This window comes from Pseudomonas sp. PLMAX (genome assembly GCF_046042685.1).
Taxonomy (GTDB): domain Bacteria; phylum Pseudomonadota; class Gammaproteobacteria; order Pseudomonadales; family Pseudomonadaceae; genus Aquipseudomonas; species Aquipseudomonas putida_AE.
This window is the reverse complement of the sequence record NZ_CP064950.1, coordinates 650240-675081: the sequence shown is the minus strand read 5'-3', so window position 1 is coordinate 675081 and position 24842 is coordinate 650240. Positions and strand designations below refer to the sequence as shown.

Annotated in this window: 48 protein-coding genes; 35 read left to right on the top strand and 13 right to left on the bottom strand. The window is 55.0% G+C overall.

Annotation, left to right across the window (positions count from 1 at the left end):
- Positions 1–16 precede the first annotated feature (16 nt).
- The 34 genes from DKB71_RS36100 (at position 17) to DKB71_RS35935 (ending at position 17646) form a co-directional block, all read left to right on the top strand.
- On the top strand, positions 17–283 hold the full coding sequence (locus tag DKB71_RS36100; protein ID WP_408601397.1) for a hypothetical protein: 267 nt from the start codon (positions 17–19) through the stop codon (positions 281–283).
- Positions 283–414 carry a hypothetical protein gene (locus DKB71_RS36095; protein ID WP_408601396.1) on the top strand — a complete coding sequence of 44 codons (132 nt, stop codon included), beginning with the start codon at positions 283–285 and terminating at the stop codon, positions 412–414. Before DKB71_RS36100 ends, DKB71_RS36095 begins: the two co-directional genes overlap by 1 nt.
- Before the next feature lie 299 nt (positions 415–713).
- A complete protein-coding gene (locus tag DKB71_RS36090; RefSeq protein ID WP_408601395.1) occupies positions 714–1583 on the top strand; it encodes a hypothetical protein in 870 nt (289 codons plus the stop codon).
- Positions 1580–2881 carry a glutathionylspermidine synthase family protein gene (locus DKB71_RS36085; RefSeq protein WP_408601394.1) on the top strand — a complete coding sequence of 434 codons (1302 nt, stop codon included), beginning with the start codon at positions 1580–1582 and terminating at the stop codon, positions 2879–2881. Before DKB71_RS36090 ends, DKB71_RS36085 begins: the two co-directional genes overlap by 4 nt.
- A gap of 168 nt (positions 2882–3049) precedes the next feature.
- Complete coding sequence (locus tag DKB71_RS36080; RefSeq protein ID WP_408601393.1) at positions 3050–3436, top strand: hypothetical protein; 387 nt, start codon at positions 3050–3052, stop codon at positions 3434–3436.
- Positions 3433–3708, top strand: a complete 276-nt coding sequence (locus DKB71_RS36075; RefSeq protein ID WP_408601392.1) for a hypothetical protein — start codon at positions 3433–3435, stop codon at positions 3706–3708. Before DKB71_RS36080 ends, DKB71_RS36075 begins: the two co-directional genes overlap by 4 nt.
- A gap of 55 nt (positions 3709–3763) precedes the next feature.
- On the top strand, positions 3764–4441 hold the full coding sequence (locus tag DKB71_RS36070; RefSeq protein WP_408601391.1) for a hypothetical protein: 678 nt from the start codon (positions 3764–3766) through the stop codon (positions 4439–4441).
- A gap of 157 nt (positions 4442–4598) precedes the next feature.
- Positions 4599–4901, top strand: coding sequence for a hypothetical protein (locus DKB71_RS36065; RefSeq protein ID WP_408601390.1), 303 nt, complete (start codon positions 4599–4601; stop codon positions 4899–4901).
- 5 nt (positions 4902–4906) lie between these two features.
- Positions 4907–5278 (top strand): hypothetical protein, encoded by a 372-nt coding sequence (locus tag DKB71_RS36060; protein ID WP_408601389.1) that lies wholly within the window; start codon positions 4907–4909, stop codon positions 5276–5278.
- A 29-nt stretch (positions 5279–5307) separates the two neighbouring features.
- Positions 5308–5775, top strand: a complete 468-nt coding sequence (locus DKB71_RS36055) for a hypothetical protein (protein ID WP_408601388.1) — start codon at positions 5308–5310, stop codon at positions 5773–5775.
- A gap of 218 nt (positions 5776–5993) precedes the next feature.
- On the top strand, positions 5994–6188 hold the full coding sequence (locus tag DKB71_RS36050) for a hypothetical protein (protein WP_408601387.1): 195 nt from the start codon (positions 5994–5996) through the stop codon (positions 6186–6188).
- 30 nt (positions 6189–6218) lie between these two features.
- The gene (locus DKB71_RS36045) at positions 6219–6470 is read left to right on the top strand and encodes a hypothetical protein (RefSeq protein ID WP_408601386.1); all 252 of its coding nucleotides are present in this window, start codon (positions 6219–6221) and stop codon (positions 6468–6470) included.
- 129 nt (positions 6471–6599) lie between these two features.
- Positions 6600–6845: a hypothetical protein gene (locus DKB71_RS36040; RefSeq protein ID WP_408601385.1), complete on the top strand. Its 246-nt coding sequence runs from the start codon at positions 6600–6602 to the stop codon at positions 6843–6845.
- Positions 6846–7234: 389 nt separating this feature from the next.
- Positions 7235–7846: a hypothetical protein gene (locus DKB71_RS36035; RefSeq protein WP_408601384.1), complete on the top strand. Its 612-nt coding sequence runs from the start codon at positions 7235–7237 to the stop codon at positions 7844–7846.
- Between the two features lie 25 nt (positions 7847–7871).
- Positions 7872–8444: a hypothetical protein gene (locus tag DKB71_RS36030; protein WP_408601383.1), complete on the top strand. Its 573-nt coding sequence runs from the start codon at positions 7872–7874 to the stop codon at positions 8442–8444.
- A 155-nt stretch (positions 8445–8599) separates the two neighbouring features.
- Entirely contained in the window at positions 8600–9850 is a 1251-nt protein-coding gene (locus tag DKB71_RS36025) for a hypothetical protein (protein WP_408601382.1), read from the top strand.
- Between the two features lie 99 nt (positions 9851–9949).
- Entirely contained in the window at positions 9950–11008 is a 1059-nt protein-coding gene (locus DKB71_RS36020) for a hypothetical protein (protein ID WP_408601381.1), read from the top strand.
- A gap of 61 nt (positions 11009–11069) precedes the next feature.
- On the top strand, positions 11070–11432 hold the full coding sequence (locus DKB71_RS36015) for a PapB/FocB family fimbrial expression transcriptional regulator (RefSeq protein ID WP_408601380.1): 363 nt from the start codon (positions 11070–11072) through the stop codon (positions 11430–11432).
- A 188-nt stretch (positions 11433–11620) separates the two neighbouring features.
- Positions 11621–11773 (top strand): DUF6026 family protein, encoded by a 153-nt coding sequence (locus DKB71_RS36010; protein WP_408601379.1) that lies wholly within the window; start codon positions 11621–11623, stop codon positions 11771–11773.
- A 4-nt stretch (positions 11774–11777) separates the two neighbouring features.
- Entirely contained in the window at positions 11778–12704 is a 927-nt protein-coding gene (locus tag DKB71_RS36005; RefSeq protein ID WP_408601378.1) for a hypothetical protein, read from the top strand.
- 2 nt (positions 12705–12706) lie between these two features.
- Positions 12707–12973 (top strand): hypothetical protein, encoded by a 267-nt coding sequence (locus tag DKB71_RS36000; RefSeq protein ID WP_408601377.1) that lies wholly within the window; start codon positions 12707–12709, stop codon positions 12971–12973.
- A complete protein-coding gene (locus DKB71_RS35995) occupies positions 12970–13299 on the top strand; it encodes a hypothetical protein (protein WP_408601376.1) in 330 nt (109 codons plus the stop codon). Before DKB71_RS36000 ends, DKB71_RS35995 begins: the two co-directional genes overlap by 4 nt.
- Positions 13300–13556: 257 nt before the next feature.
- Complete coding sequence (locus DKB71_RS35990; RefSeq protein ID WP_408601375.1) at positions 13557–13859, top strand: hypothetical protein; 303 nt, start codon at positions 13557–13559, stop codon at positions 13857–13859.
- 107 nt (positions 13860–13966) lie between these two features.
- Positions 13967–14095 carry a hypothetical protein gene (locus tag DKB71_RS35985; protein WP_408601373.1) on the top strand — a complete coding sequence of 43 codons (129 nt, stop codon included), beginning with the start codon at positions 13967–13969 and terminating at the stop codon, positions 14093–14095.
- Between the two features lie 96 nt (positions 14096–14191).
- Entirely contained in the window at positions 14192–14758 is a 567-nt protein-coding gene (locus DKB71_RS35980; RefSeq protein ID WP_408601372.1) for a hypothetical protein, read from the top strand.
- Between the two features lie 116 nt (positions 14759–14874).
- Complete coding sequence (locus DKB71_RS35975) at positions 14875–15153, top strand: hypothetical protein (RefSeq protein ID WP_408601371.1); 279 nt, start codon at positions 14875–14877, stop codon at positions 15151–15153.
- 11 nt (positions 15154–15164) lie between these two features.
- Positions 15165–15335 (top strand): hypothetical protein, encoded by a 171-nt coding sequence (locus DKB71_RS35970; protein ID WP_408601370.1) that lies wholly within the window; start codon positions 15165–15167, stop codon positions 15333–15335.
- A gap of 13 nt (positions 15336–15348) precedes the next feature.
- Positions 15349–15726: a hypothetical protein gene (locus DKB71_RS35965; protein WP_408601369.1), complete on the top strand. Its 378-nt coding sequence runs from the start codon at positions 15349–15351 to the stop codon at positions 15724–15726.
- A gap of 3 nt (positions 15727–15729) precedes the next feature.
- The gene (locus DKB71_RS35960) at positions 15730–16047 is read left to right on the top strand and encodes a hypothetical protein (protein ID WP_408601368.1); all 318 of its coding nucleotides are present in this window, start codon (positions 15730–15732) and stop codon (positions 16045–16047) included.
- 137 nt (positions 16048–16184) lie between these two features.
- Positions 16185–16565, top strand: a complete 381-nt coding sequence (locus DKB71_RS35955) for a hypothetical protein (protein ID WP_408601367.1) — start codon at positions 16185–16187, stop codon at positions 16563–16565.
- A 23-nt stretch (positions 16566–16588) separates the two neighbouring features.
- Complete coding sequence (locus DKB71_RS35950; RefSeq protein WP_408601366.1) at positions 16589–16828, top strand: hypothetical protein; 240 nt, start codon at positions 16589–16591, stop codon at positions 16826–16828.
- Positions 16828–16992, top strand: a complete 165-nt coding sequence (locus tag DKB71_RS35945; RefSeq protein ID WP_408601365.1) for a hypothetical protein — start codon at positions 16828–16830, stop codon at positions 16990–16992. Before DKB71_RS35950 ends, DKB71_RS35945 begins: the two co-directional genes overlap by 1 nt.
- A complete protein-coding gene (locus DKB71_RS35940; RefSeq protein ID WP_408601364.1) occupies positions 16989–17261 on the top strand; it encodes a hypothetical protein in 273 nt (90 codons plus the stop codon). Before DKB71_RS35945 ends, DKB71_RS35940 begins: the two co-directional genes overlap by 4 nt.
- A 130-nt stretch (positions 17262–17391) precedes the next feature.
- Entirely contained in the window at positions 17392–17646 is a 255-nt protein-coding gene (locus tag DKB71_RS35935; protein WP_408601363.1) for a hypothetical protein, read from the top strand.
- A gap of 53 nt (positions 17647–17699) precedes the next feature.
- On the opposite strand, the gene DKB71_RS35930 is transcribed toward DKB71_RS35935, so the two are convergent.
- The 12 genes from DKB71_RS35930 to DKB71_RS35875 all read right to left on the bottom strand — a co-directional run bounded on the left by DKB71_RS35930 (position 17700) and on the right by DKB71_RS35875 (position 23493).
- Positions 17700–18197: a hypothetical protein gene (locus DKB71_RS35930; protein ID WP_408601362.1), complete on the bottom strand. Its 498-nt coding sequence runs from the start codon at positions 18195–18197 to the stop codon at positions 17700–17702.
- Positions 18198–18332: 135 nt separating this feature from the next.
- Positions 18333–18695, bottom strand: coding sequence for a histone-like nucleoid-structuring protein, MvaT/MvaU family (locus DKB71_RS35925; protein ID WP_408601360.1), 363 nt, complete (start codon positions 18693–18695; stop codon positions 18333–18335).
- Positions 18696–19133: 438 nt separating this feature from the next.
- Positions 19134–19439 carry a PapB/FocB family fimbrial expression transcriptional regulator gene (locus DKB71_RS35920; protein WP_408601359.1) on the bottom strand — a complete coding sequence of 102 codons (306 nt, stop codon included), beginning with the start codon at positions 19437–19439 and terminating at the stop codon, positions 19134–19136.
- 15 nt (positions 19440–19454) lie between these two features.
- Entirely contained in the window at positions 19455–19685 is a 231-nt protein-coding gene (locus DKB71_RS35915) for a hypothetical protein (RefSeq protein ID WP_408601357.1), read from the bottom strand.
- Between the two features lie 68 nt (positions 19686–19753).
- Positions 19754–20137, bottom strand: a complete 384-nt coding sequence (locus tag DKB71_RS35910) for a hypothetical protein (protein WP_408601356.1) — start codon at positions 20135–20137, stop codon at positions 19754–19756.
- Positions 20137–20334 (bottom strand): hypothetical protein, encoded by a 198-nt coding sequence (locus tag DKB71_RS35905; protein ID WP_408601355.1) that lies wholly within the window; start codon positions 20332–20334, stop codon positions 20137–20139. The genes DKB71_RS35910 and DKB71_RS35905 overlap by 1 nt, the downstream gene beginning before the upstream one ends.
- Before the next feature lies 1 nt (position 20335).
- On the bottom strand, positions 20336–20689 hold the full coding sequence (locus DKB71_RS35900) for a hypothetical protein (protein ID WP_408601354.1): 354 nt from the start codon (positions 20687–20689) through the stop codon (positions 20336–20338).
- Between the two features lie 108 nt (positions 20690–20797).
- Complete coding sequence (locus tag DKB71_RS35895) at positions 20798–21217, bottom strand: single-stranded DNA-binding protein (RefSeq protein WP_408601353.1); 420 nt, start codon at positions 21215–21217, stop codon at positions 20798–20800.
- 97 nt (positions 21218–21314) lie between these two features.
- The gene (locus DKB71_RS35890; protein ID WP_408601352.1) at positions 21315–21464 is read right to left on the bottom strand and encodes a hypothetical protein; all 150 of its coding nucleotides are present in this window, start codon (positions 21462–21464) and stop codon (positions 21315–21317) included.
- 68 nt (positions 21465–21532) lie between these two features.
- On the bottom strand, positions 21533–21910 hold the full coding sequence (locus DKB71_RS35885) for a hypothetical protein (RefSeq protein WP_408601351.1): 378 nt from the start codon (positions 21908–21910) through the stop codon (positions 21533–21535).
- Positions 21911–22213: 303 nt separating this feature from the next.
- Complete coding sequence (locus tag DKB71_RS35880) at positions 22214–22672, bottom strand: hypothetical protein (protein ID WP_408601350.1); 459 nt, start codon at positions 22670–22672, stop codon at positions 22214–22216.
- Between the two features lie 155 nt (positions 22673–22827).
- Complete coding sequence (locus DKB71_RS35875; protein WP_408601348.1) at positions 22828–23493, bottom strand: hypothetical protein; 666 nt, start codon at positions 23491–23493, stop codon at positions 22828–22830.
- Between the two features lie 336 nt (positions 23494–23829).
- Here DKB71_RS35875 and DKB71_RS35870 point away from each other — a divergent pair, with 336 nt between their 5' ends.
- On the top strand, positions 23830–24522 hold the full coding sequence (locus tag DKB71_RS35870; protein ID WP_408601347.1) for a hypothetical protein: 693 nt from the start codon (positions 23830–23832) through the stop codon (positions 24520–24522).
- 102 nt (positions 24523–24624) lie between these two features.
- Here DKB71_RS35870 and DKB71_RS35865 read toward each other — a convergent pair whose 3' ends face one another.
- The gene (locus DKB71_RS35865; RefSeq protein ID WP_408602308.1) at positions 24625–24744 is read right to left on the bottom strand and encodes an excalibur calcium-binding domain-containing protein; all 120 of its coding nucleotides are present in this window, start codon (positions 24742–24744) and stop codon (positions 24625–24627) included.
- Positions 24745–24842: the final 98 nt, after the last annotated feature.

The following is a 24842-nucleotide window of genomic DNA, read 5'->3' as shown; positions in this document are numbered from 1 at the left end:
TTTGGAGACAGATCCCATGAACAAGCCAGCTTTGAAAGTCGTCGTGAACAACACCCAGGTCAGCAGTACTGCCAACAAGGCACCCCGTCAAACCATCGCAATGCGCGGTGAGGGCTCCTTGACCCAGATGCTGAGCACCGGCTCCCTAGCGCACGCTGTTCATACTCTTCGCGCTGAAGAGCACCTCACGAACGAAGACTTTCTGGCTTTTCACTCCGGGATCTACGGCAGCCGCCCTCCTCGTCGCATTCCATTCGCAAATCGTACTGGGGCATCCTGCTGATGAGCCGGTTCCATTTCGTGACTGTGGGTCAGCAATTGCTGATCCGTGCCGATGACATCGACCATGCCTGGGAGATCTTCGGTCAGCACGGATTCCTGAAGTCCGAGTGCCTCGGTGTTACCGCCCAATGAGCACTCCGGCGATTGGTCACGACAAGCTTTCCGACTATCCGTCGCTAGAATGCCCCATTTGCGGGACAACCCGAGCGCCACGCAGTGTCAACAAGGACGGCAGTGTCACGTATAGCTGTCCGCCCGATCACACCCATCACGGCAACACGTATAGCTGGCGAATAACCTCCGATGGGACGCTTGTAGATCTCTGAAGAAAGGCCACCCAGGTGGCCTTTTTTAATGACCTGAAAACGTTCCTCTAGTATTGCCAGATGTGTAACATCAACACTTCCAATCACTCAAGGTGTCCGCACCCCATGAAACGCTCGATCCTGTTCGCCGCCATTTCCTCCCCCCTGCTCACCGGTTGTGATAACTCCCATGATCCTCAGCCGCCGAAGTCTTCCGCCGCTGACTTCTCGACTGAGCTGCGCCAGACCAATGCTGAAGTCGTGCCCGGCACCGGCGCCCAGGATCAGACTGAGCTGAAAGAGTCCCTGGCTCAGCTCCAGGCCACCGACCCTACCGTCAAGGACATGTACTACGGTGTCGGGGAGAACGGTGAGCGTGTAGTTCACGTCGTGAGCGAGGAGAAGAACTCCGAAGGCGCTTCGTCGGTAACCAGCTCTGTATGGCCTCTGTTAGGTGGCATGGCCGTAGGTGCCCTGGTAGCCAACATGGTGTCGAGTGGTGGCGTGTCCAAATTTGCCTCCACCAACCCGCCCTACCGCGCAAACTCGTACTTCAGTCGCGATGACGAGCGCGGATCCCGTAACAACAACTATCGCTCGAACGAGCGTTACCGTGGTAACCAGCAGCCGGCACAGCAGCGCTACAACTACGGTTCTAGCAACCAGCCTCGTTACGACAATGATTCGAGCAATCGTACCTCGTCGGCATCGACGCCTACGGCACAGCCGGCCACTGCCAAGCGTACTGTGGCGCCTGCGCCTGCGTCTTCGTCGACTGTGAACTCGGCCCCGGCCAAAACGTCCAATTACTACTCGCCGACCAGGGCAGCGGTGCAACCCGCCTACAACCCACCAGCGAACACCCCACGCAGCTACACCCAGACTGCGCCGGCTAGCAACTACAAGCCTGCGCAGCAAATGACCACGCGTCAAACCAACGTATTCAAGCGTTCCCCGCAGAAAGCCCGTAGCTCTGGCCGGAGCAGCAGCCGATGATCAAGCAACACTTCAGCGTTCCTTTTGACCTCAAAAGCCTGGTAACCGACAAGCTTCCTACGGTAAGCGATCTGGCCAGCGAAGAGTCCCTTCACGAGATCTACGGCTTCCAACTGGAGAACCAGCACGCGCTGCCGTTCTACCGCCTGGGCAAAAAGTCAGTAGAGAAGGCCCAGATGCAGGCCGAAGGCGCCTACGCGATGATGATCGAGGCCTTGACTCGCCTGTTCGAGACTCCGGAGCTGATCCACGAGTACTTCGATTCTCAGGTGATCCGCGAGCACGGTCGCTATTTCATCCCGTATGCCAAGCACACGTTCTTCAAGCGCGGCATGGTCGGCCAGTCACTGTGTGGTCGCTTTGATGTCGCTTTCGACCCGGTAAGCGAGTCCATCACCGGCATTTACGAGTTCAACGGTGAGAACCCCGGCCTGCTGTTTGAGTCGACCAGCATGCAGAATGATCTTGTGCAGCTGGCCCACGGCTCCACCGAGCCCCAGTTGAATGATTGGTCTCAATTGACGCAGGACACGCTGGGCTCCTATGGCCTGCGCCCAGAACGCCGTATCGCTGTGATCGCCGAACTGGAGTACACCGAAGACACGACGCTTGCTGATGTCATGGCTACGCAATTCGGTTTCCACATGGAAACGCACGTACTTGACGTCTGCAATTCCGTTTCCTTCGAGCACCTGAACCCAAGCAAGCCCTGGATGTTGCCAGACAGCGATGACACGCTAGACGCCATCTACCTTTGCTTGCCCTGGGATGAAGTCCTCAACGCGTTCCCGGAAGGCTTCATGGCGTGGCAGTCCTGGGCGGACAACGTCGCGTTCCTCGAACCGGCCTGGAAATGGTTCCTGTCGCACAAGGGCATGATGGCTTACCTCACGCACTTGAACGAGACCGACGAGGATTTCCGCAACCGCTGGAGCGCCGTACCGGTCATTCGCACCTATCTGCAGCCAGACGTCTTTTTGCGCGAGGGTAAGTCCCACGTATCCAAGCCAGCCATGGGCTACCAGTCCTCGAACGTCGAGATCTACGACGAGGCAGGCGGTCTGGTTATGAGCACCGGTGGTGATCTCATGACCCAGGAGCGTGTTTACCAGGCCTACGTCCCGAGCGGATCGATGGACGATGAAAGCCGGTTCATCCTCAGCATCTGGATGGCTTCCGGTAGCCGTAGCACAGCTACAGGACACCCAGCATTTGCCTCAGCACTTTGCTTCCGGGAGTTTGACTCCGAAGTGACGGATGTTGATAGCGAGCGCTTTATCCCTCACATCTACCTGTAGTAGCCCCTTCGGGGAGGGACGATTCCCCTCAAGAGTCGTCCCTCCCACCCCCTCCTGATTCATCCCCTGCCCCGCGCAAATAAAGCTAGTTTATTGACATCATCCCTTGCTGCGATCGACCTATGGGTATACCATGAATATACCGATTGATTCAGTGAGGATCCCGCGATGTGCGGTGAACTTAAAGCCCCCTGCAATGCCTGCCCATGGCGCGTGAACAGTGCGCCCGGATGGCTGGGCGACAGCACCCCCGTGGAGTTTCTCCAGCAAAGTGAATCCGAGATCCGTATGCCGTGCCACTTGCACGTCAACTACGAGCGTGCGGACTGGAGCGAACAGGCTGACAAGGCCCCTCAGTGTGCCGGTCGCGCTGTGCATTTCGCTAACCGCTGCAAAAGCCCGCAGAACCCTGAGCTGGTAAAGCTCCCTGCCGACCGGGAAGCCGTTTTCAGCAATCCCCAGGCATTTATCGACCACCACAGCCAATACAGCCCTACGACGCCTGTGATCACGCTTGTGGGCCCTCTGGTGCGCGTTATCGGGAGCAAGCCATGAAATTTAAAGTAAAGCAGTGGATCCCCTCCGTTGGTGAGCAGGTGGTCGAAGGCTTCGAGCTGGAGATCATCCCCACGTTTGGCAACCCACCGTTGACACGTGACTGGCGAGACACAGGATACAGCCTGTACCAGTCCCACGAATCCGGTGCGGTTCTAACGCGTGAGGTTCGCAAGCTTGAATTTCCGGGTGGATCTGCCATCCCGGTGACCGAATACATGATCGCTTACCACTCTGGACGCCGCGTATTGGCCCAGCGAGCTGGCCGCTGATCTAACCATTCGGGGGATCCTATCCTCCACCCTACAAAGACCGTGAGACCCTGCAATGACCGACCACACAATCGCGTTTCTGATTTCTGGTGATATTGAGATCACTCAGGTCATGATCGACGCCGGCAACAAGACAGCTGAATTGATCCATACAGCAGATTGCATTTCTTCCTTAGACGGCCTTGGCGGTGGGCCGAAGAAGGCCGATGCGCCGGCTGAAGTTGCCCAGTACTTTGGTCGCCCAGAGGGATCCAGCACGCTGCTTGTGTTCCAGGCGATGGACGAGCTTTCTCCTAACCCTTTCGGCATCCCTACCAAGGAAATGCTTAAAGTCGGTCTGGACATCCTTGCTATGCAGGTGGACGCCGCTTTTTTGAAGGGCATCATGAAAAACCACCCGCAAACCGATGTTTCCGAAGTCCACCCCGATACTCTTCTACTCGCTCGGGATACACGGACACCCCTGACAATCATGTACAACGCCATGATCATGTCGACTCGCGAAGAGCCAGAGCCAGAAAAAACCGCTGTGCGGATCCACTACGAGGAAGCGAGGGCTATGAACATGGCCAGCCTCGTCGTCACTGGAGTGCCGGCTGCACAGGCCCTCAGCGCCAAGCTGGTATCGGAATCGGCTTTCTTCACCTGCACACCGTTGCCGGACGATCAGTACGAGTTTTCCGTCAAGGCAGACCGTGCCGCAGTGCTGGAGGCGAGTTACGTTTACAGCTGATCCAGCGCCGGGCGCTCACTCCTAGGGGCATAAAAACAATCGCAAAAAGTTGATGTCAATTCAATGTAATTGTTTGCCGTCCTTAGGACTTCACGGTATACTACGAATATACCAGCAAGGGTGATTACAGATCACCCTCAACCCGGAGATCAGCCTCATGAACACCAATCAAACTCAGTCTCTCGACCAACAAGCAGCCCACTTTGTGGCGTTGGCCGATATCCTTGGCATGAAGCATTACGGCATGCCAGCCGCTGAGTTTGATATCGATGCTGATGAAGCTCTGGATTGCATTCAGAACAATGTCAGCGTCCTCGAGGTGCTAAACCGTGACGCCGAACGATTCGACCTGGATCGCATCGACGTTACCCACTTCGGCGTGCCTTCGAAGGCAGATCTGACCGAAGACGACTTGCGTGAAGCTGAAGCGCAGCTTTCCACTACCGCAGCGCAGGAGTAATCGTTATGCGCAAGCGTACAGCCAAGCAAACCAAGCTTTACCGCACCACCGCCCTTGCGATTCTGCGCAAATGTGGCGCTCAGGTTGATGAAGCCACCCACCGGATGTACATCCTCGAAACCCGTCTGGGCACCCTGCGGATCTCGATTTGGGATACCTCAATCATGTGCTGCTTCGATGATGTAGCGCGAGCTACAGCCGAACTTGGGACATCAGGTGATTTCCTGAACCCCCATTCTGGCAAGTGGAACTGGATGGGCGGGCTGAACCATGAAGAGGACATGGCAGACCTTGAACAATTCGAGCGCGGCCTGTTGGCCCTGATGCCGGAGTCCTACACTCCAAACCCAGACTTGCCACTCGCTGATTTCCACTGATCCCTTTTTGTCCTTGCTAGGAGAGCCCCATGAGTAACTACCGCCCTAAACGTGCAACCTCCCGCTGGCTTGAAGAGGCTCCAGCTTACGTGTTGAGCGTTCATGACGCAGGCCCTGAAGTGAACGACCGCTACACCGTTTGCTTCGGCTGGCCACTGTGGGAAGAGCGCATGGGCCGCAACGTGCCTTACCTGGGGTTTAACGAAAACCCTACGTCCCCGAACATGGGTGTCAGCATGTGGGGTGAATGCGAGGCTCATCGCCAAGGCCTCAAGAAAATCCGCTGGCTCGATCTGCCGGAAAACCTTCGCAAACACGTCATTGGCCGTGTGGAGTCCGGGCCAGATCCTGTGATCGTAGTCACGCTCACCAAAGACAAATCCCATGGCTGGGTGTTGATCGCAGCCGATGGCAAAGGTGGTTACGGCCCGGACTTCAAGAACAAGGCTGAAGCCGTTAAATACGCCAAGGACAACTTGATGGTCATCAAGAGCTGACCGGTGATATCGCTTTGCCATTTCAGAGTATAGTGTTAATATACTCACTAGATGAACGGCCAGGGATTCCCTGGCTTTTCTGCTACTGAAAGGAGTAAAAGCGATGAGCGAGCGCCAAGAAAAACCGGGGCTTTACTGCCGAATCTGCGGCACGCACCTTATGGTGAAAAACGTCTGCACCATCTTCTGCCCCAACAAGTCGTGCGGAGGTTGATCAGATGAGGATCATCAGCAGCCAAGAAACGGCCCAGGTGCGGAAAGTGCGTGATGCCTACGCAAAAACCGGTGACTGCAACCCAGAGTATCGGCGTGAGTTCGACGCTCTGTCGGATATGCGGATGCGGGAAATGGCCGCTAACTTCCGCTACCATCGCGGCCTGCCACCAGACGGCAAAACCCCGTATGACCGCTAAAACCCCAGCCTCCAAGTAAGGACTCGTCCAATGTGCGACGCACCTATCTGCATCTGCATCCCGGTCTCTCAGGCCCCACACGGCTGGCTGCGGGTTACAAAAGATCAGTTTTTCGCGTGGGTTGGCCCGCGAGACATCGTTTATTCCGTAGGTAAGCAGTTCGGCGAGTTCAAATTCCGCAACCGGGCAGAAGCCGGGCGCCAGTACAACGACACTGGCGATTACTACCTGCTCGCCGAGTACGCCCGGACTGTGAACCACATCAAGCCCCAGCAGGCCTAGGCACCCTGCCGTGAGCCATCGGCACCGGCGCGGATGGCTCAAAAAGATCCATGTCAATTCATGGTATATGTTGAATTCTTGGTTTAATTCACGGTATACTACGAACACACCAAAGGACAGGATCTCACCATGGCCAAGCCAATCCGCCAGACCCTCGAACAAGCCGGCTACGAGCTTGTTGAAAGCCTCGACAATGGTCGCCACGTTTTGAAGAAGTGGCCGGAAGTTGCGAGAGAGGAATGGATCGAGAAACCGAACCACACTGGCTACGGCCTGGTACTGGACGGCAAAGTCCTGGCGTTTGTGCAAAGCTTCCATTCCGCTGACTGCGTCTGCAATGACTGCGTCGGCCACATCGGCAACTCGCGAGGCTGATCATGAGTGCCGAGCTGATCAGCAGCTTTGACCAGTACCGGAACCGCGTCCTGATCACGCGGGTTCGGATGAGTGCAGTGCCTGCTGATCTCAAGCCCCTGGTAAAGACCTACCTGGGAGCCCTGAGCAACCAGCTTGCTGATCCTGAAAATCAGAGCTGGGATTGCCTGGGGCCGAACGAACACCACAACGCCATGCAAGCAGTTCGTCAGGCGTTTGGGCCCAAAACAGAGCGCCCTACTGGCAACTGCCCTCGTTGCGCTGGTAGCGGACTGATCCGAGCTTATAGCCACATTCGTGGAGGTCGATGCCTCCAGTGTGATGGAACCGGAAGTATCCGCCCGTAGCAGTGACCCAGCCGCCATAACAATCAAACAAGGATGCAGATCATGAGAGCCGCCCTGAAACTCTTCAACGTTGATGTTTTTCACACTGTCCGTGTGACCATCGAGCGGATCCGCGCTGTGAGCGCCACAGACGCCGCCAGAATCGCGAACGATGCGGATCTGTCTCAAGCCATCGCCGTTACCGGCAAACCCGCCACGCGTAGTCTGGGGGCCGGCTACACCGAATCCTACCCGGTGCTTGACGCGACTGTTCAGGAAGTCGATTGCCTGTACTACGGTGTGTATCCACGGGATCCAGAAGACGATTGTGACCATGATGGGCATGCTCTGGACTGGAATTTCCGGCCTTCCGATCCGCGTAAGGGCCCATCGTCGAGAGAGCGAGACCTGCTGATCAAACTGATGGCTGCCATCGACCCTCAAACCCGAACCATCAGCGCCAAGCATATGGGCTTGCTGACCGATGTCGCCCGCGCTACTGAAGACCCCTGCCCGGTGTACGTCGAGACCGTCAGCATGATCGAGGTCGCAGGCTATGCACGCTTTGATTGCCCGGAAGACCTTACTTATGAGCAGTGGGTGAACCAAAAGCTGGCTGAGCGCTACAAAGGTATTCCAGTGATCGATGACGGCCTTAGCGACGTCCCGTTCTAAACTAATACATTAAGGAGCACTACCCATGCCTGGAAAAGACCGTGGAAACTGCATTGGCTGCGGAACCGACCTGCTCGCCATGGACGATGATCCGAACGGCACGCACAATGCGTCGTGCAAGCGATGCGTAGCTGAAGAAGATCACGACTTCGACCGATTCCCCGGCGTCACGTTCACCAGATCAGGCGAACAGATTGACCCGCCTAAACCAGCCCCTGTTGCACCACCGCGTACACTACGCGATGTGTTCGACGGCGCTACGGTGATGGCCCAGCAGTCTGAAACCCCTGAGGTGAATGCGGAACTTAAGGCCCTCAGAGCGGCCCTGACAGCTTCCTGGGCGATCATGGATGCCCATGGCAGGCAGCGCTTCTGGAACGACCCAGCAGTAGCTGAGATCGCCGGGCATGCTTATGCCTACTGCGAGGAAGCCGTCGACGACATCGTCAACCACGTGCTGGATCAGCAAAAGAAATATGGCTTTAAGAACGACAAGTCCAACGTCAGCGACTGCGTTACTGAGTATTGCCTCGTCACCAACACCGAACTAACCCCGCACGGCCACCGTTTGGCCTGTGAACGAATTCTGGAGGGTTAAAACGAAAGCCGGCAGAGCGTTACAAAGGCCTTCCAGTGATCGATGACAAGCGTGGCGACGTGTCCAGCTCTAAACGAATGCATTAAATTGCCATAATCGTTGCGCTCCTCGTATTTATCGGTATACTACGAATATACCCGTTGAGGAGCGTCAGCATGACTGATAAAGACCGTGGAAACTGTCTTCTTTGCCACACCGAGCTGCTCGCCTTGGACGATGAGCCGAACGGCGCACACAATGAATTTTGCAAGCGCTGCGTGGCCGCAGAAGAATATGACGCCGGCTTATTCCCCGGCACCACGTTCACCCGTTCCGGCGAACGGATTGACCCGCCTAAGCTCGCCCCTGTTGAACCACACCGCACTCCCATACTGCGCGATGTGATCGACGGCGCTACGGTCATGCGCATAGAGCATGATGCCTGGGATGGGAATGAGGAAGTGAGGGCCCTCAGAGCAGCCCTTAAAGCCGCCTGGTCTCTCTTGGATGCCGAAGGTAGGCAGCGCTTCTGGAATGACCCAGCCGTAGCTGTGATCGCCGCTCGTGCCTATGTTCACCATGAAGAAGACACCGAAAAAGTCATCGATTACTTGATGGATTGGAAATCGAAAAATGGCTATCGGAAAAACACCAAGGCCAACATTCGCGACGAAGTAAATTCAGCTTGCGAAGCCATCGGCTACGAACTTAACCCGCACAGCCACCGCTTGGCCTGCGAACGAATTCTGGAAAGGCAAAAAATGACGAACGCTACAGCTAATACACTGATCAACGGCAAGCCGGTGCAGACCGTCGACAAAGCCACCATGCTTGAGGACATCCTGAAGCGTCTCCTCGGTGCGATCTCCTGGGATGACAACGGTGACGCGATGATCTACCAAGATCACCTGAAAGTGCTGAACGAAGCGCATGCCGCTATCGGAGCTGAGCCTTTGTACATTTCCGCCAAGGGGTTCGGCGAAGATGACAAGTTAAACGGCATCCCGCGTGGCGAAGGCGAGTCCTTTGATGATTACGTTGAGCACGCCGACGCTGTGCTGGCTCAAGATCACGCCGCGATCACCCAGGCACTGGCTGCCCAGAAGGAAAGCCCTATGGTCGACGTGTACGTAAACGTTGAAGCCACGGTGCCCCAGAGCCGCCTGGAGTGTAAGGATCTGAACATCACCGGCACCTACCGCGTGCAGGTGCCTGGGAACCTTCAGACATCCGATCAGGCAGGTATCGCCATGGATCGGTTCAACGAGAAGGTAGGCATCACCGAGCCGGCTCACTTCGAAGTGCAGGTTATCAAGGTGCTCAAGGCCTCCGAGTCGTATGTACCTGGCTCCCTGCGTGACCTGGGCGAGTTCAAGGGTGCGCACTGCTTTCACCCGAGCCTGACCCCGGTTGCCCGCAAACCGTAAATAATTGCAGAAAATTAACGCCAAACAATTAACATGTATTGACAGGTTAACTGTTTGGCGTAAAATGAGTCCTACAAACCCCACCAAGGACTCACCGCAATGACCACCGAACTCAGCTCCGCCATCAGCACTGCAAACGGCACCGAAGTCGCTACCTTCCAGCAAATCGCTGGCATGGAAGCGTTCGACCGGGAGCTGATTCCAGGCAGCGCCAAGAAGAGCATGAAGGGTGTTTCCAGCCGCGACCTGTGGAACGTTGACCCGCGTACCCTGCGCTTCCTGCCGGACTTCAACACCCGTATCGACACCCCGAAGCTCAAGGCCCACATCGACCAGCTGTGCCAATCGATCATGGTCAACGGTTTCTTCATCGACCAGCCGATCACCGTGTTCGTCCAGCGTGAAAACGGTGTTGACGTGAACTACGTCAGCGGCGGTAACTGCCGTACCAAGGCAGCGTTGCAGGCAATTGCGCTTGGCAAGGAACTGGCAACCATCCCTGCCGTTACCGAAGACCGTTTCACGACTCTTGAAGAGCTGATCGTCAAGCTGCACCGCAGCAACACCGGTATGCCTTTCACCCCATTCGAGGTGGGTCTGAACTGCAAACGCCTGCTGCGCTTCAACTGGGAAATCGACGCGATTGCTACCAAAATGGGTCTTGGCGTTCAGTACACAGAAAACCTGATCATGCTGGTCAGCAGCCCGATGGAAGTCCGTGACGCGGTAATCCAAGACCGTATTTCGGCAACTGAAGCAATCAAGCTGCTCCAGAAGCACCCAGAGAAAGCGGTTGAAGTGCTGCGCAAGATGCTCGCCCGTGCCGCACTGGCTGGCAGCAAGCGAGCCACCAGCAAGCATTCCGGTGGTGCCAAGCTGAAAAAGGCAATGAAAAAGGTCAGCATGGATCTGTACGACGCAGCCAGCACTGTATCTAAAGATCCAGCGTTCAAAGCATTGACGCAGGCCAATCAAGATTTGCTGAAAAATCTGCTGGCCACCCTCGACAAGGCCAAGGCTGAAGACAGCGAAGACGATGGCGACGTCATCGACGGTGAAGCAACCAAGGTAGAGCTGGTCGAAGGTGCAAATGCTCCTGTAGGCGAGCTGATCGAAGGCGAAGCGACCCACGTGGCTGACGAACAGACAGCCGCTTAAGCCCCGCCCTTCTACCCCGCTGCAGGCCAACCCTGCAGCGTTGCTTTGCGAGTTACCCACGATGCGAGTAAACCTCAACACCGCCACCACCCCAGGCGCATTCACGAATCAAGTTTTTGACTTGATCGTTAAGGGAACGGGGATCACCAGCCCTAAGGTTCAAGAGGCCTTGCGTGATCACTTGGTTCACGGCATCGAATCCAAGACGGCCTATGAATCCCACGGGGTTCTGGCTCCAGCCTTCTCGGTGCGCCTGAAGCGGTTCTGGGAAGAAGTTGCACGCCTGAGAGAGATCATCAGCCTTTGCGCCCCAGAGACATCCCCTGCGGCCTTGGAAGCGGCATTGCAAGAAGTTGACACCCTTGCCCAGGAGCTGAAGACCAAACTCGGTACAGCCCTCGATATGGCAAGCGGTAAAGCCTGAAGCCGCACCCAGCGCCCGTTCGATATGGATCGCCATTTCCAGGCAACGCCTGGGCTCGCTTTACCCAAAAAACAATAGCCATAAATTGCTGCGCCGGGCTCATATTCAGGGTATACTGCGAATATGCAGTACCAGCACCCCTGCCCGGTGCCGGTATACACAAGATCAACCATCTGCGAGGTGAGCAAATGGGCGTTTTACAGCCAGCACAGCCAGTACTAACCCTCTACGTCACGATCCGTCGTGATGAACTGCGCCAGTTGAAAGACGAGCGCGACCAACTCAAGCGTGAACTGGCGCAATTGCGCTTGCTCGTGCAACCCAAACAGATTCGAGGCTAAGCCCATGTCAGGTGACGTACTTCGCTTTAAGGCTGTCCGCCCGGATGTACAAAGCAACCCGGACGCCTCTAAACCGATCTCGACACGGCACACGCTAGTCGAAATCGATGCGGTTGCCGCATCTGACTACGATGCCATGGCTGTCGAGCGAGACAAGCTTGCCCAGGCGATTGCTGACGTGGCCAAGTCCCTTGGGATCTACAACGGCGAGTCCCCGCTGGACGGCCCACAGCTTTTGATGCTTTGCGAGGACATCAAGAACGAGTTCGGCTTGCCAGCCAGCCCTGAGGTTGCCCAGGTGGAGGAATCCCCAGATCGCGACTGGCATATGCACCCCTGCAAGATGGGCCATGCCGACGTTGGTGCAGCGGGTGGCATTGCCATGTGCAACACCTGTGAGGAGACCATCCGAGGCTTCACCACCCAAAAGGCCTTCGAAACCTGGAACAAGACCCACCCAAGCAAGCAGACCTATTGCTCTGATTTGTGGGCAAAGGTTCACTTACAGAGAGAGTTCGCGCTCACCGTTTGGGGTCGCATCATGAGCGCCCCGGTTCTTGATGATGAGTACCGTCGTCAAGTTGGCCCAGTCAGCAAGGGATTCGTTGAGTTCCGTGGTCGGCCCGACTCTGTAACACCGGAGGAGCTTGCCCGCCTCTTCAGACAGGCTCTGTGGTTGCTGTCGCAGCGTGAGGACACTGAAGAGTTCCGCCGCCTGGACAAGAGTGTGATCGTCCGCCTGAAGGAAGTAATTCAATACGCCGAGGAAAATGGCATCGTCACTCCAGATCCTGATGGTTTGACCGTTTGCAGCCATCCAGACTGCGCTCGGTACACGTGCCCGGCAGACAAAAAGATTGCCTGCTCAGTTCGACAGATCAACGCCTGCGCCGTGGAATACGGCCCCGGCTTCTTCACGGCGGTGGTTTGAGTATGGCTACCACCAATTGCCCGATTTGTGATGCCCCAGGCATGCAACTGGAGGCCTCACCTGGGGTCTTGCGGATCAAATGCACCAACCCGAAGTGCTACTCCAAAAAGCGCCGGCCCGAGCAGATTCTGTCCGAAGCCTTGGAGAAGATCATCGAAATGAACCGGCAGTACGCAGTCGACAAGTACGGCGATGCCGAACGGGCTGAGACCATGGCTTGTGTGACCCTGGCCCGCGAGGCTCTAAAGCAGGCAAAGGAGGCGCAATGACGCCGGAACAGAAGATCGAGGCGCTCCGAGCAGAGTTTGAGGAGCGCTTTAAGCTGGACATCTGGCCTGTGGTGGAGTGGCTCCGCAACAAGGGAGCTGTCCACATTAACGCACCAGAGGCCGGCATCAGCCCCGACTTCATGCTTCCGTGCGAAATCAAGCTGCCCCCAGCCACCACCATCGGCAAAGGTTGCAGACTTAAGACCCTGATGCTGGCACTGGCCCTAGAAGGCCGCCCAGAGCGTTTTGACATTCCCCCTACCCCAGAGGAGGAAGAGCTTGGTAACTCCCTGCGTGCGCTGATTGAGAGCACCCACGGGGCATGATTGCCCGCCCGGCGACATCCCGTCGCCGGATCCCCCGGCCCCTATAGCCACGAACTTCGTCGAATGGCACTTTGATCCCGTTTTGGTGGTTGTTTAAAGTCCCTCGAGCCTGGCTCCGCCAGAACATGACGATTCCCCCTCCCAAGGCCCAGCAGATCGGGCGATTCATGCCAAATTAACTTTGTGGTATACCCTGAAACCCTCTAAAATACTGGGGTTCCAGAGCACTCCGGACTTTAAGCTTAAGGATGGCAGGCATGATGACCAGCTCCGTAAAACTGACCCGAGCAGAACAATTCGCCCTGCTGAAGCTCAAGGGGGAATCATCCATCCTGGTCAGCCATATCGATGACACACCAGGCACCGACTGTTTTGGCGACCCCGTGCCGTCCTTGCGAGCCTTCCGGAGCCTGGAGAAGAAAGGGCTGTGCTTCCAGACGATTGAGGAGCCAGTAGAGCTTAAGAGCCTTGAGGGTGAGCCCTTCATGTTCACCTTCACCGAGAGCATCGAGCTGACCGAAGCCGGCGAAGAAATAGCGCTTGGATTGCTCAGTTTTTAAGAGTCAAAAGTAACTTTTTGCTGTCAACTTATGGGTATAGTGTTAATATACTCACTAAGAGATCAACACCGCCTGGTATAGCCGGGCCCCAAGACAGGAAGAGACCGATGAGCCCTGAAGACGCACTGTTGAAGATCCAAGAACTCATGTCTGGCGTTTCATGGACGCCTGACACGCTGGAAGAGATCGCCCAGGTGATGGAAGAAGCCGGTTATAAGATCGACGATATCGACTGATATCCAGGCCGGCCCGCTCAATCCCGCTACACGCCCTTGGCCCTTGATTGGGCCTTTGGCAGTACCGCGCTCTCACTTTTCATTTGGGGATCCACCATGACCGCTCCAGCCACCTCTTGGACTACCAATCTGCCAGGCGTTCCAGGCGCCTACTTTGCCCGCCCTGCCGGCGAAACCCAGGCGTTTGTCGTTGAGGTGGCTGAGACTCCGGATGGCCTTATGGTCAACATCTCAGGCTCCCCAATGGGTCGTGACTTCGAGGACGGCTGGCAGTACATCTGCGAGATGAACAACGATGAGTTCGAGTGGCAGGGCCCCCTACTCCCTGCTGACGAGATGGCAGGTGAGCTGGTCGCAGTCCAGGCGATTACAGCATCCATTGCCGCTGGCCAGTGCTGGAGTGAGGAGCATGGTGACTCTGAGGCCGTTGGGCCTATCTCGTCAGCCCTTGAGAACGCGGCTTCAAAGCTATGCGAGAGCAATGAGGAAAACCTGGAGCTCCTGATCAAGTCAGCTAGCCAGCTTCTGGCCCTGCGTTCGGCAGTCAGCGCCCTGCAAGCATCGAAGCCGGGCTTCAACGAACCGCAGTGGAATGAAGTGCAGGACGCAATGACAAACAGCGACTCCGCCATGGCCCTCGCTGAGACAATATTAGCCAAATAAATACGGGCAAAATCCGATCCGAAGGCTTGTTATTTCAGGGTATAGTGTTAATATACCCATTAAGAAATACAAGCCGCCTGGCACTGGCCGGGCCCCAGTTTCTGCGAGGGTCACCGATGGGTAAGTTCGAGATGGCAGCCAACCTGGCCTTCTTCCTTCTGGAGAAGACTGGCTCTGTTTGTGGTCAATGGACTGGCCGTCTCAAGGCCCAAGAGCAGCGCGAGCTGTTCGGCACCTTCCTGGGCAAAGGTCGTCTCATCATCGATGGTGCGACTGAAACCGTGCAGCACATCGTCAAGGTCTGCTTTGGCATGGATTACGACGTCACCTTTACCGGTGGCCTCGACAAGCTCTCGGCGCATTGCCCAGCGACATATCCTCGAAAACTCACCTGAAGGATCGAGCAATGTTCTTCCTCACCGAAAACCCCTACGCAGGCGGTTATCGCCGGAGAATGATTCGTCGTGATTTAGTGCTTGAGGCTGAGCGCCTAGATTTCGAAGAAAAGCAAAAGCGCGAGAAAACGCGCCCTCCAAAGCACAATAAGCTGCGCGGCCCCTACGGCCAACGCAAGTAACCCAGAGGTTCGCATGGACAACAAGAGCAACGGCGGCATCGAAGAAGGCTTCCTGGACAGTGAGGGCTTTGAAGTGTCGGTAGAGGCATCGAAATTCGCACTGACGCAGAGCGCGATCAAGCGCCTGGTGATCACTCGCGGTAGCCACTCCGAGTCGCTGCGCCTCAACTCCCAGGAGGCTCAGCAGGTGATGATCACCTTGGCCGGCGCGTTCCCTGGTCTCTTCACGAACCTGATCAAGGCCGCTGAGCCCCTCGCAGACCTTCTTGAAGGCGATTACGAGCCAAACACGATGAAGCGCCTGGATGTTGATGCCGGCGACGTAACAGCGCTGCGAGCGGCGCTGTATGCAATCGAACAAGCAACACCAACCCAGAAGAAAAAGGACTGAGCGATGACCCCTACCACTACACCTGATCAGAACACCGCCATCGGCCCATTGTCGTTGAAGTTGCATCAAGAAGTCTGGATTGTCCGCGATGAGACCCCAGAAAAATTCATCGTCCTCAACTACCCGGATTGGCTCAACAAGTACGTGCTCAAGAAATCGCTAGAGACGCCGTGCTCGCCACACTTCTGTCCAGAAGATGGTATCCACTTAGACGAGAAGTCGGCCTGGATTACGATCCGGTCATCTCTTCTCGCTGCTCGCCAGATTCTGGATGAGAAAATAGGAGCCGCTTCTCAGCACATCGCTAACGCTGTCGCCTAAAACGATCAAGGGTTATTGCCATCGCCAAAAGGGCCCAAATTACGGGCCCTTTTTGCTTTTTGACTATTGTGTCCTTCAGGGTATACCACTAACATAGCTGCACGCGTATCCACTTCGGCCCTAGGAAGGTAAGTCGAATGAAGCTGAAAGTCTTCTCAGGTTTGATCAAGGTCATCGGTGTCCAACGGCCTACCATCGTCGCAGCTCCCACTCGCAAGCGTGCAGCTGAGCTCCTGGGTCGCTCTGTGACCACCCTGCGGGACTACTGGGTCACCAGTGAAGATGCTCATGAGATCGCTGTTGCAACAGCAAGCCCTGAAACTGTGTTCCGCAGCTCTGGAATAAGGCATACAGACTTCAAGCCTGTTGTTGCCCCTATTACCACAGACAGCACTTTCTACGCTGATGGATGGAGCGATGCGCGAGCAAACCGCCCTTCCAGCCCACCAGACAAAAGTGTCTTTGGCCAGGAGTACTTGAATGGGTACCAGGCAGCCCTGATGGCAGAAGACGAATGAATCAAAGCAATCGGAGTGCACCCATGCCGCAAGAACTTCCTGGATTCAATGGCCTTGTCCTCAGTTACCTGAAGGCAAACCATGAAAATCTCTGCATCCCTGATGAACCTATTGTCATTTCCATTCATCACGATGATGAAGATGGAACTTGGAAAGTGCTTGTGGATCTCTATGGTGATCGCCCTTATCACAGCATCACCATCGATTCCGAGGATCTTATGGGCTTTATGTGGAACAAGATCTCAATGATGGGTGGAAAGTAATGAAAGGTGCTCAAACCACTCGCATGCCAAAAGAAGAGTTCATGAAATTCTATCGTGAATTCCGAGAGTCGTATGATCGAGTCATTAGCTTTACACTCGACCCTCAAACAGCTTTGGATGTTGCAGCTCTCAGGGCCATGGAAAACCAGGAGGCTGGCAAGTGATCAGTAAAACAATGTTTGGTGAGCCCAGCGGCAACGTTCTCGGCACTCTGAGTGCGCAAGTCAGCATCAAGGGCAAGGATAAAACCGTCCTGCAACACACGTTCATGGTCGACGGAGCGCTCGATACTGCTGTGGTCGATCTGAAAATTCCAACTCGCACCAATCTGGAAGAAGTTAGAGCCCTGGCTGCCAAGATGCTCGCCTTTGCCGACGCTGTTGAGGACGAGATCAAGAACCCGGCTCAAAAGTGGATTCAAAAGACCTGGTGATCCTTGGAGGGCAGTCGCCCCTTAAGGCGCCGAAGACGCCGAGCTACAGATAAAGTCTCTCGCAGGCTTTTTTGTCCACAAAAACCAGTCATGCGTAAACACGGCTCCTGTCGTGTCGGTACCGAGAAACATGAAGATCAAGAAAGACGACGTCGACGAGATGTACGGGCGAATGATGGAATCCTGCGATATCGCAGCAGCCATCCAGTCTGGCCAGCTGAAAAGCCTTGATGACGTACTGAGCGCCGTCAAGAAGCGCTCCGAGTCCATCAGCCAGGCGTTTTCTGAAGGTGGGCTGATCGGTGGTCGCCCAGTGATCCATTGCGAGCGTGAGCTCGTACGGGCGCAGCTTGAAGCTGCTGAACCCGATGTTGTGATGCACTAACCGACCATCCACAAAAAAGGCCTCGCGAGAGGCCTTTTTGCTGTTCCCTGGTTTTACCCGACCTCGGTGGCCAGCCACCCACGGGACGATTCCAGCATCTCCCCATAAATGCTCAGCAGCTGGGCATTCATGATTGTGTGTTCTTCCTCCTGGTCTTTGGCCATCTCTGCTGGCAACGCTCCCAGGAGCTCATGAGGCTTGGCTGTTGGGCTGATAGTGAGCAAGGACTGAAGATCCTCGATCCAGAACCCCATGCACGCCTTGATTGCATCCAGACCGGTAACCAGCCCCTTGCGGGTGATGACTTTGCGTTGATAGTGATCCCCGATCTCTCGCATGACCTGGAGCTGGCCGAGAACCTTGGCCATTGCATGGCGAGTGTGAGGCTCTGAGCCGGGCTGTGAGGTCAGAGCAGCGCATTGATCAGCCACAGCTGCGTAGTGCTGCTGAATGAGCTTCTTGATGAAGACATTCGCCCTCATGAGATCGTCAGGGGCCGCAGAGCTCTCCCCTAGCCCCTCAATTCCAATTGCATGGGCAACTACATTCATCACTTCGATCCTCTTGGCTGATGCCTATGTCCCACACCAGATTAACACAGCCATGTGAGTTGCAGAATGAATGCCCAGGCACCGAATTTTAAAAACAAAAAAGGCCCCGAAGGGCCTTTTTGCTTGAAACTTGAATTACTTCTGTACCCAGCCTTCAACCACGTCGCCGCCCCACTTCAGTTTCCACTCTTTCAGAGTTTTGTGGTTGCCGCCTTTGGTTTCTACGACTTCGCCGTTGTGCGGGTTTTTGTAAACCTTAACAACGCGTACTTTACGAGTTGCCTTCTCGGTTACAGCTGCCTTGGCGCTACGGTTCGCCAGCTCCGGGCACAGAGCCAGAGCGATGTCTCGCAGAGCAATTTGCTTATCAGCACATTCGCTCTTAACCAAATCAACGATTTCAATGATTGGTGCCACGCCAGGCTTCATCGCAGCCAGTCGTGCTTCCAGTTCTTTGATTGCTGCTTCGGTGCTTTTGTATTCGTTGATCAAGCTCATTGTGTCATCCTCGACATACGCGTTGGTTAGTGCGGCTTGTTGCCGCTAAGTGGTGGCAAATATATGTATATATTGAATTGTTGTCAAATGTTTTGATGTCAATTCATCAGGTTTTTTGCATTTTTTGGTATTTGTTTCCGTCAGACAAAAAAAGAGCCCTATAGAGATGACTGAACTATAGGGCTCAACGACAAAAAGTCATGTGTGGGTCAATAATCAACCCCAAGCATATGCCAACGCGATTGACAATTTCATAGCACTTTGGAGCGGTTACTCCCCAGCGCTGCTTACGTGATGTCGGGATTTGAACCCCTCGGTGCCCTGGTCGCGATAGTCTTTCAACCCCAGTCACCAACATCCAATCTGTGCATCTGCATCCTGTGGTGGGTGCCGGCGCAGTATAAGGTACTCTTAAAGTACCTTCAACAAATATATGGGCTAAATTGTCGCAGCCTGGGCGTTTTCCTGCCCTGCCAGCCGCGTACGATAAAAGTCCTCGGCAAACAGATCCAGAGCCGCCTGAGCAGCCTCTTGCATCACCTTGAGGTTGGCCGAGAACTGGGATGGTGAGGCCAAGTGCTGCTTGCATGCCTTAGTCTTCTGGGTTCCATTAACCAGGTGCTCACGCAGCGCGTTGATTGTCTTCTCGCTACGAATGTCGGTACCGAAGCTCTTCAGCTTCTCGAAGTGAGACAGAGTGACTTGGCCGGCGATCAACACTGGCGGCTTGCTTGGCATTCTCATAACGCCCTCCTGGGCTTAACTGGTTTGCTCTTCTAGAGCTTTCGAGTATCGGTACAGCTCATCGGCGATCTTCGTCAGGTCGCCGTGCTGAATGACCTTTGGCAAGTCCAGGGACAGTGTCCCCTTATCACCGGATTTGTGGATCAGGCAGTGCAGAATCCTGCTCTCGCCCTTTCCTTCCAATTCAATACTGGAGACCAGAGCACCGGTGAGAGTGCTCGATTCCATGGGTAGCAATTTGATCACAACGTGCTCCAGGTTCTTAATGACTCAAGCCCGCTAGCTTACGGCCTCAGCGCCATTAGTCAACGCTGCTAAAGCTCGTCGCGATGAACAATTCTTGGCTCGTTATCGAGCTTGAGAGCCACGTGAGCGAAGTAGTGCTGCCACTTCTCCACCATGGCGGTCAGGCGCTGCTTAAGCATGTCTACCGCAGTCTCTACATCACCCTCTTCGCAGTACACCTCAAAAAAGGGTACGGCTTCGAAGTACGGGGTGCTGACCTTCATCAGCTTGTCGAACTTGATGCGCTTGCCGGCAGTAGTCTCATAGAGCTTACCCAGCTTCTTGCACTTGATACGGGTGACACGGTACACAGCCGAATCCGGAGCCTTGTCTACATCCAGGGTAAGGATCATCTCGTTCGACACCAGGCAGATGACCTGGTCGTAGTCTTCGATGCGCTTGATCTTTTCCATCACGAAGCAGCCTTATCGCCTTTCGGCTCGGGCAGGATTGCACGGGTAACCAGCCCTTCAAGGAGGTCATGCTTGGCACCACAGTCACAGTTGTGGGTGATGGTTTCATACCAATGAGCACACACCCAGGCACCAAGCTCATGAACCTGGTTGCACCCTGTGCAGGTGAACGATGTTGGAAGGTCTTTCTGAGCCATATCAAGCCACCTTTTGATCGATTGAACCCATACGCTGGATCAGTTGCTCGATCCGCTGTACGCCGGTACCAGACAGCCGTTGATCAACAACCCACTTCCCGAGGTCAATCAGGAAGGCATAGGCTTCAACGAAGCATGCAGCTGCTGTTAACTCGCTCACCTGAGGATCACGCATAGAGGTGTGCTCAAAGCTCACCTGGCCACGGTCAATCGGAGCGGAACGCTTGCGGTTGTACCGCAGGGTGATCACATCCCCCATAAACCCATGGGGAGTGCAACGCACGCTGATCATCTCGCCCTGGTCATCGACAAGTGAGGAAACGATGAGGTCTACAGCAGGTGTGGGAGTAAGCATGACATAACCCGGCGTTGGTACGAGTTATGAGTATACCTTGAATATACCGATTGGGGAAGGCAATAACCCCCTTATGTTTCACAAGGGGGCTTGATCAGCTGGAGGCAGTTAAACCTGATCGGATTCCGATCTGTCCTGATCCTGGTCTTGCTCTGCAACGGCGCAGGAGGCTTGAGGACGGTGCTCGGAGATCTTGTTGATCTTACGAGGGTCGTCTACCACGATAACGGTACGGATGTGCTGCACGTTGTGAGAGTCTTCCCACCGGCGTGTGACCAGCTGGCCCTTGATGTGGAGGATGTCGCCGGCCCGGTAGTACTCGGCCTTTTCGGCAGCATTGTCATGCAGCTCGATCATCAGGCGCTCGCGACGGGATTCGCGCTTGTCTTCGTAGAAGGTTTTTCCGTAAGACCTGGCGGAGATGCTGAGGGTAAGGAGGTTGTCGCGGTGAGGGAAAGTCTTGGATTCGCCCACCATGACACCGGTGATGCGAAGTTCATTTTCGTCAAGATTGTCAATATAGGCCATTCGTGTACTCGATTCTGTAATACCGCATCATCGTTGGAGCGTAGCCTGCTGCGCAGTAGTAGCGATCCCCCTGCAATGCAACAGGCGTGTACCGTGCTTACTTCTTCTGGGGAACGACCGCACCCAGGCACTGGAGGAAGTCCAGCATGGCTTTGGAACCCTTCAGCGACTGCACAACGCTGGTACGCTTCGCATCATCACCGGCCAGCCACTCATCGACCAGGGGACGGGCTTTCTTCAGACTCATTTACATCTCCTTTAAAACGCAAAAATGGGGGAAGCCTTTCGGCAACCCCCTTGGTCAGCTACCTTGAATTAGGCAGCGGCTTGATCTTTCGCTTTGTTGGTGAAGTTCAGCTCTTCTACCTGAACATGCTTGTTGCGGTAGATCCACTTGTTGCCGGCACGGTCTTCGCCTGGACGATCTTTACCGGTACGCACTTCGCCCACTGTTTCCACAGCGCGGCCCTTGCTCAGAGCTTCAGCCAGCTTGGCACCGGAGCCCTTCTTGGTGAAGCGCACCATCTTGTGGAACTGAGGGAACTGCTCGTACGGCGTTTCACCCGGCTTGGGGTCTTTGCGCTTGCGCGATTCGCTGGTCACCAGAGTGAAGTTAACCGCGTCCTGGTCGCCCGCTTCGTTCCAGCGGGTGCCGTCGGTTACCATACCAGTCAGAATAGTGAATTGACCCATGATTGAAACTCCTCGCTCGCGTTGGTTGATGGTCAGGTCTGTTCCCGACTCACAATTAAAGTATAGAGATCCTATACTCGTTGGTCAACAACATATTGCATAAATTGACCATTATTTTCTCAAAAATACACGACTGCCCAGGCTGAAGCAATTAATGGCAATCGTTTGGCTCGGTTTTGACCTGTTGATCCAGGGATACGGATAAAAAAATGTGTAAATCACAGAATTCAAGGCACAAAAAAGCCCTGAAAATCAGGGCTTTATGTTAGACTCGATTCATTCTCAAATGAGAATGATTATCGACTAAAAAGGGATATCGTCTTCTTCAAGGTCAACGTCCGGAGCCGGCTGTGGAGCCTGCGCCAGAGCCGCGTCAGCCTGCTTTTGCTGCTCTTCGGTCAGTGGGCTTGGAGCGTCCTGCGACTTGTCTTTCGACGGTTCAGCACCCTTGCCATCCGGGCCCAGCTTGACGGAACGAGCACCCAGGCAGTCGACGAGAACGTTGTCGTACTTGACGCCGTTGGACTCGCCTTGCTCCAGCCATACCAGCTTACCTTTGGCGGTAACGAACTTGCCCTTGACCAGGTGCACAGCAACCTTGTCGAACGCGCCAGACTTGCCCCAGACGGACACCGGGAAGTATTCGGTGAAGTCACCGTTGTTGTCGGCCATGGTGAAGGACAGCTTGTCACGCTCGCCCATCTTCTGGATGGTAGCTGCCTTGGTCAGGTTGCCGAATACGATTTGGATGTTCAGAGACATTACGGTGTTCCTCGCGTTGGTTTCGTCTAGCTGCTGATTCGTTGTCATCAGCTCACGGTTCACAGTATAGGGATGCTATACCGGTTGGTCAATACATATTCATTGTTTTTTCGAAAAGAAAAAAGGAGCCCGGAGGCTCCCTTTCTCTACGGCTATCAGCTCGGTGATGGGCCGTCGTTCTTCTCGCGCTCGCGGATTTCGAAACCCATCTCGCGCAGGGTGTCAGCACCCTTGCCCAGGAAGAAGGTTCTCCACTCGCCCAGATCCTTGCGCATGCCGTTCAGAGTGGCCTTGAGAGCCGTGTGCTCAGCTTTGCCGGCATCGGTCTCCTGGTCAATCTGGCTCATCTTGAAGTAGACACGCTCGCACTTGAGGGCGTCATCGTCCGAGTAGACCTTGGTGTTGAACAACGTCATAGCAGTAGGCTCGCCGCCCTGCTTGGTGTTCTTGACGTTGATCACGGCAACCTGGCCATAAACCAACTTTGAGGAGTCGTCCTTTTGCGTCTTGTAGACGTACTCACGACCGGCCTCGGCTTCGGTCTCGACTGGCTTGCCCTTGGCATCGATGAATTTCCCGTCCTTCTGACGGGGCCTGGTCAGGAACTGACCGTCTTCACCGACTTCGCGGATAGGAGCACGGATGGTCATGAACGGATTGGCCGTTTTGACCAGATCCAGGAAGCCCATGCGGGTAGGCTGACGCACGTTGTCGACCACATCGGCCAGGAAAGCGGTGAACTTACCGTCTTCCTTGCCACGGATGTCGATGTACATGCCGTTGCCCTGCGCAACCTGCGAAATCTCAAAATCTTTGGCCATGAAGGCAAAACCTTTATTAGTTGTTGTCAATACATAGTTATAAATGCACCATATGGGTCGTGTCACCATTTTCTTGAAAAAAGTTGACCTTCGTGGTCAGTTTTGGGAAAAGGTGGCTTGGACAGAGCGGCTCCGGATGAGTTCCATCATCGCGGAAATTTTATTTGACCCTCTGTAACAGCTTCGGTATATTTTTCGACCCGGCATTAAATTGGCATCACGCCACGAGGTTTTACCGGCGAATAATTGGCGTCACGTACGAACGGTCTAGGAAGCGCCCCGCAGCAAAAACTAATCAGGATGAATTGGATTTACATGTCTGCCCCACGCGAAATTATGAATCAGGTCGTCAAGACCCTAAAGCCGATGAATGAGGTGGTCACGGAGTTCGTGAGCTCAGCTTCAAAGAGCGATTTCGGCGGTGACCGTGTGCTGCTTCAGATGGCCGGCTTGGGAAAAGCCTTCGGCCCTCTGTTCAATAAGCTTGAGAAGCTTGAGGCAGACGGTGACCTCTATCACGCAGAGCTCACCCGCGCCCAGCTAGCCAGCATCGCGATCTACTATCGTGAGTCGATGTCTCTGCTCCAGATCGGCGCTGAATCCCGCCTGGAGGCGGCTGATCAGGCCATTAAGGACGAGATGTTGATCGACAGCTTGATCAACAAGCCGTCTGATGAGGATCAGCTCAAGTCCAGCGACATGATCGCTATGTGTCAGCACGAAGATCTGATAGCAAAACTCGCTGCCGGCATCCGCCGTGACATGCGGAAAAACCCTGAAGATCTGTCGATGCTGCTGGCCCGTGCACTGGTCAACAATACCTCCCGGCTGCAAGACGACACCCGTGTTATCTCGCTCTTCAAAGACCTGGTGATCGGTGAGATTACCAGCAGCAAAGATGCCAAGAAAACCCAGGATCCTGCGTTCAACGGCAAGGCCGTGACGACCAGCATGGGCGATAACGTCATCAAAATTCACTTTCAAAGGCCGGGTGCTGCCAAGCCCAACCAGGCGAAGGTCAGCGTTTAAGGCTGCTGATCTCGCTACATAGGGAATGTATTCTGTCAGGGCAGACAGATAGAACCCGGACTGGGGTCGCGAACAGTCCGGGTATTTTATTGCCCTAAAGAATTACCGGCAGAGCGCCTCACACGGTACGCCATCGCGGTTACCGTCAATCTTCGTGTTCCCGCAGACGTTCAGCTGATGCTTCGCTTCCTCACAGCTGCTCATCTGCTTGCAGCTCTTCAGCTGCTCACACCCTCCCCCGACAGCCTTGGTGACCGTAGCAGCCTTTACGGGCTCTGCCTGGGTCAGGATCAGCTTCTCTTGCGGGAATGGCTTGCTGA